We start from the raw sequence: 4689 nt of genomic DNA on the forward strand, positions 1-4689 counted from the left end.
CCTCATATACCACCCACCCCCCCAAACCCACACCCTGTGTGGTCTGGGGGGCTGGTTTTTGTTAAAACGCCCCCGGCCCCGCGGCCCGGGGGCCCGGGTCGTCCCCTGCGGACGACCGGGGCCACGCGCGTTCCCCGGGCGGGGTACGGCCGGCCGCCGGTGGCGGGCAACACGGCGCATCCGGTGCGTCACGCCGCGGGGTCAGTCACGTGGCGACGGAGGCTCCGAAGGGGAACTGTGCACGCCCGCACGGTACTTGGGGATCCGGAGGGTGACCTTCATGCCGGCCCCGACGCCCGTCTCCATCACCGGACCGTATTCGTCCCCGTAGACCTGCCGGATCCGCTCGTCGACATTGGTCAGCCCGATGCCGGAGGACCCGCCGCGCTCCCCGGCCAGGATCCGGCGCAGCAGGGCCGGATCCATCCCGACCCCGTTGTCCTCCACCGTGATCACCGCCTCCGCGCCCGCGTCCTGCGCCGTGATCGCGATCCGGCACTCCTGCGTGGAGTCCTCCAGCCCGTGCTTGACGGCGTTCTCCACCAGCGGCTGCAGGCACAGGAAGGGCAGCGCCACCGGCAGCACCTCCGGCGCCACCTGCAGGGTCACCTTCAGCCGGTCACCGAACCGGGCACCGGCCAGGGCCAGATACTGCTGGATGGAGCGCAACTCGTCGGCGAGCGTGGTGAAATCACCGTGCCGCCGGAAGGAGTACCGGGTGAAGTCCGCGAACTCCAGCAGCAGCTCCCGGGCCCGCTCCGGGTCGGTACGGACGAACGAGGCGATCGCAGCCAGGGAGTTGAAGATGAAGTGCGGGGAGATCTGCGCCCGCAGCGCCTTGATCTCCGCCTCCATCAGCCGGGTGCGCGACCGGTCCAGCTCGGACAGCTCCAGCTGCACGGACACCCACCGCGCGACCTCCGTCGCCGCCCGCACCAGCACCGCCGACTCCCGGGACCCGTATGCCACCAGCGCGCCCAGCACCCCGTCCTCGCCGGTGAGCGGGGCCACCACCGCCCACTTCAGCGGACAGTCAGGCCGCTGGCACTCGGTCCGTACGCTCTGGCTGCGCCCCGACGCCAGCATCACCGCGACCCGGGCCATCGCCCGGCGCTGATGGTGGTCGGCGCCCGGGCCGTCCCAGGCCAGCACCGACTCCCGGTCGGTGAGGCACAGCGCCTCCGTGCCCAGCAGCGACCGCAGCCGCCGGGCCGCCTTGCGGGCGGCGTCCTCGGTCAGCCCGGCCCGCAGCGGGGGAGCGGCCAGCGAAGCCGTGTGCAGGGTGTGGAAGGTGGCCCGCTCCACCGGGGTCCCCAGGTCCATGCCGGCCGCCCGCTCCCCGTGGCGGGCGTGCCACCGGCCCGCCACCCAGCCCGCGCCCACCAGCAGGACCCCGCCCGCCCCCGCCAGCACCGCCAGTACGGCGGGTGCCGCCCCGCTCACCGCGGACCCCCGGCCTGCCCGCCGGCCACGGCCTCCGGCAGGTGCAGCCGGGCCAGGGTGGCCGCCGTCCCGGCCGGGATCCGCGACCGCGTGGCCAGCGACACCGCCACCATCGTCAGGAACCCGAGCGGCACCGACCACGCCGCCGGCCAGGCCAGCAGCGTGTGCGTCCATCCCGGCGGCGCCAGATCGGCCCGCGTCGCCAGCACCGCGCCCAGCGCCGCCCCGCCGCCCGCGACGAGCCCGGCCACCGCACCCGGCGGGGTCAGCCCGCGCCACCAGATGCCCAGCACCAGCAGCGGACAGAACGAGGACGCCGACACGGCGAAGGCCAGGCCCACCGCGTCCGCCACCGGGACCTGCGCGGCCACCACGCTCCCGGCCAGCGGCACCAGGATCGCCACGACCGCCGCCGAGCGGAAACTGCGCACCCCCCGCGCCGGCAGCACGTCCTGGTGCAGCACCCCCGCCACCGCCATGGTCAGCCCCGAAGCCGTCGACAGGAACGCCGCGAAGGCGCCCCCGGCCAGCAGGGCGCCCAGCAGCTCGCCGAGCAGCCCGCCGAGCATCCGCTCGGGCAGCACCAGCACCGCCGCGTCCGCGTCCCCGGTGAGGGCGAGCTCGGGGGCGTAGATCCGGCCCAGCACCCCGTACACCGGCGGGAGCAGGTAGAAGGCACCGACCAGCGCGAGCACCACCAGCGTGGTGCGCCGGGCGGTCCGCCCGTCGGGGCTGGTGTAGAAGCGCACCGCGACGTGCGGCAGGCCCATCGTGCCGAGGAAGGTCGCCAGGATCAGCCCGTAGGTGGCGTACAGCCGGTACTCGCCCATCCCGCCGGACATCGGCACCGACCAGGTGGACACCTCGGGCCGCGCCTGCACCCGGGTGTCCGGGACGGGCGTGTCCGGGGCGAACTCCAGCCGCGCGTGGGCCCGTACGGAGTGCTCCCCGGCGGCCAGGGTGACCGGCGCCGACACGTGACCGCGCCCGTCCACCTGCCCGGTCACCGTCACCGTCAGCGGACGCGCCACGGACAGCCGCACGTCCTCCGCGATCGTCACCGAGGTGTGCTCCCGGAAGACGGCCGGCGCGTCGAAGCCGGCCCGCGGCGCGCCGTCCCCCGCCCAGGCCGCCAGCAGGAAGAAGGCGGGCACCAGCAGCGCCGTGAGCTTCAGCCAGTACTGGAAGGCCTGGACGAAGGTCACCGAACGCATCCCGCCGGCTGCCACCGCCACCATCACCACGAATGCGACGACCAGCCCGCCGACCCAGTGCGGGGCCCCCGTCAGGATCTCCAGCGTCAGCCCGGCCCCCTGCAGCTGCGGCATCAGGTACAGCCAGCCCACCCCGACCACGAACAGCACCGCGATCCGGCGCACGACCAGCGACTCCAGCCGCGCCTCGGCGAAGTCGGGCAGGGTGTACGCGCCGGAGCGGCGCAGCGGAGCGGCCACGAGGACGAGCAGCACCACGTACCCGGCGGTGTAGCCCACCGGGTACCAGAGCATCTCGGGGCCCTGCAGCAGCACCAGTCCCGCCACCCCGAGGAAGGACGCGGCGGACAGGTACTCCCCGCTGATGGCCGCCGCGTTCAGGCGCGGGCCCACCGTGCGCGAGGCGACGTAGAAGTCGGAGGTGGTCCGGGACATCCGCAGGCCCAGCGCGCCGACCAGGAGCGTCACCAGGACGACGACGGCGACCGCGGTCAGCGCGTACGTCTGGTTCACCGGTCGGTCCTTCGGCTGGGGGAGGGTGTCCGGAGTCTACGCACGCCCCCTGACCGGGCGACAGGCCCGATTCGGACCCACCGCACCCGTCGGATCCCCCGGGCCACGGGGCCTGACGGCCGGGTCGGACGGCCCGGTCAGACGGCCGGGTCGCGGTGTTCCGTACAGTCCCGCAGGGCGATCTCCAGCTCCACGTACGACTCCTCCGCGCGCCGGAACGCCAGCGTCAGGGCAGCCTCCGCCCGGGGCGGCACCTGCTCGCGGACCCCCTCTCGGGCCTCGTACAGGACGTCGGCCCAGCGGGCGGCCGCACTGCGCAGCCGGGCCAGCAGCACCTCGGCCTCGGCGGGCCCCGCGGGCCGGGCCCGGGGCAGCCCGCTCAGGGCGTCGACCAGCGCCTGGATCTCGGACATCTCGCTCCTCCCGCGCCGGAAGATCCACGATACGCAGGGGCGACGCCCGGGAGGGCCGGCCGGAGCGGCGGTGCGACCGGCGGTCCGGCGGATCGCCGTACGTCCCTCCCGGCGCGACGAACGGCGCCCCCGAGCGCCGGACGGTCGCGGGCGAACGGCCCGGCGGGCCTGTGCGGACACGCCCCGGGGCCGGTCGTCGGCCGGTTTCAGCCGGTCGCCTGGCGCATGAGGAGATCCCGCAGCTCCCGTGCGTGCCTGCGGCTCACCTGGAGTTCCGCCGACCCCACCCGGACGCTCGTGGTCCCGGCCTCCAGCCGCAGCTCGTCGATCCGGGACAGCGCCACCAGATGGCGGCGGTGGATCCGGACGAACCCGCGCGCCGCCCAGCGCTCCTCCAGCGTGGACACCGGGATCCGGACCAGGTGGCTGCCCTCGTCGGTGTGCAGGCGGGCGTAGTCGCCCTGCGCCTCGACGTAGGAGATGTCCGCGATCGCCACGAAGCGGGTGACCCCGCCCAGTTCGACCGCGATCTGGTCCGGGGCGCGGTCGGCGGCGGGGACCTCGGCGGCGGGTCGGCGCGGCTCCACCGCCCCCGGGGCGCCGGACGTGCCCACCGCCGCCTCCTCGGCCCGGCCCAGCTGCTCGCAGGCCCGCCGGACGGCCTCGGCCAGCCGCTCCGGGCGCACGGGCTTGAGTACGTAGTCCACGGCCTTCAGATCGAAGGCCTGTACGGCGAAGCCCTCGTGGGCCGTGACGAACACGATCAGCGGCGGCCGCGCGAACCCGGCCAGCAGCCGGGCGATGTCCAGCCCGGTCAGCCCGGCCATGTGGATGTCCAGGAAGACCACGTCGATGCCGTCGGCCCCCTCGGGGCCGGACTCCAGCGCCCGGGTGACCCGGCGCAGGGCCTCGGTGGCGTCCGAGGCACCCTCCGCGCTGCGCACCCGGGGGTCCGAGCGCAGCAGGTAGAGGAGTTCCTCCAGGAGCGGCTTCTCGTCGTCGACGGCCAGTACGCGCAGCATGCGGCCGAGTCTAGAGAGGACTTCGGCAGGGCGGAACGCACAGAGAGGCGCGGCCCCCGCCCAGGGGGGTGTTTGGGCGTGGTC

General features: G+C 75.1%; 4 protein-coding genes. All 4 read right to left on the minus strand.

What is annotated here, in order from left to right; genetic code table 11:
• Window positions 1-201: 201 nt before the first annotated feature.
• The 4 genes from ACWGE1_RS40240 to ACWGE1_RS40255 all read right to left on the minus strand — a co-directional run bounded on the left by ACWGE1_RS40240 (window position 202) and on the right by ACWGE1_RS40255 (window position 4605).
• Complete coding sequence (locus tag ACWGE1_RS40240) at window positions 202-1443, minus strand: sensor histidine kinase (protein WP_453425433.1); 1242 nt, start codon at window positions 1441-1443, stop codon at window positions 202-204.
• A complete protein-coding gene (locus ACWGE1_RS40245; protein ID WP_453425434.1) occupies window positions 1440-3170 on the minus strand; it encodes a sodium/solute symporter in 1731 nt (576 codons plus the stop codon). The genes ACWGE1_RS40240 and ACWGE1_RS40245 overlap by 4 nt, the downstream gene beginning before the upstream one ends.
• 137 nt (window positions 3171-3307) lie before the next feature.
• Window positions 3308-3583, minus strand: a complete 276-nt coding sequence (locus ACWGE1_RS40250; protein ID WP_453425435.1) for a hypothetical protein — start codon at window positions 3581-3583, stop codon at window positions 3308-3310.
• 206 nt (window positions 3584-3789) lie between these two features.
• Window positions 3790-4605, minus strand: coding sequence for a LytR/AlgR family response regulator transcription factor (locus ACWGE1_RS40255; RefSeq protein ID WP_453425436.1), 816 nt, complete (start codon window positions 4603-4605; stop codon window positions 3790-3792).
• Window positions 4606-4689: the final 84 nt, after the last annotated feature.

The organism is Streptomyces sp. NPDC054932 (genome assembly GCF_053610205.1).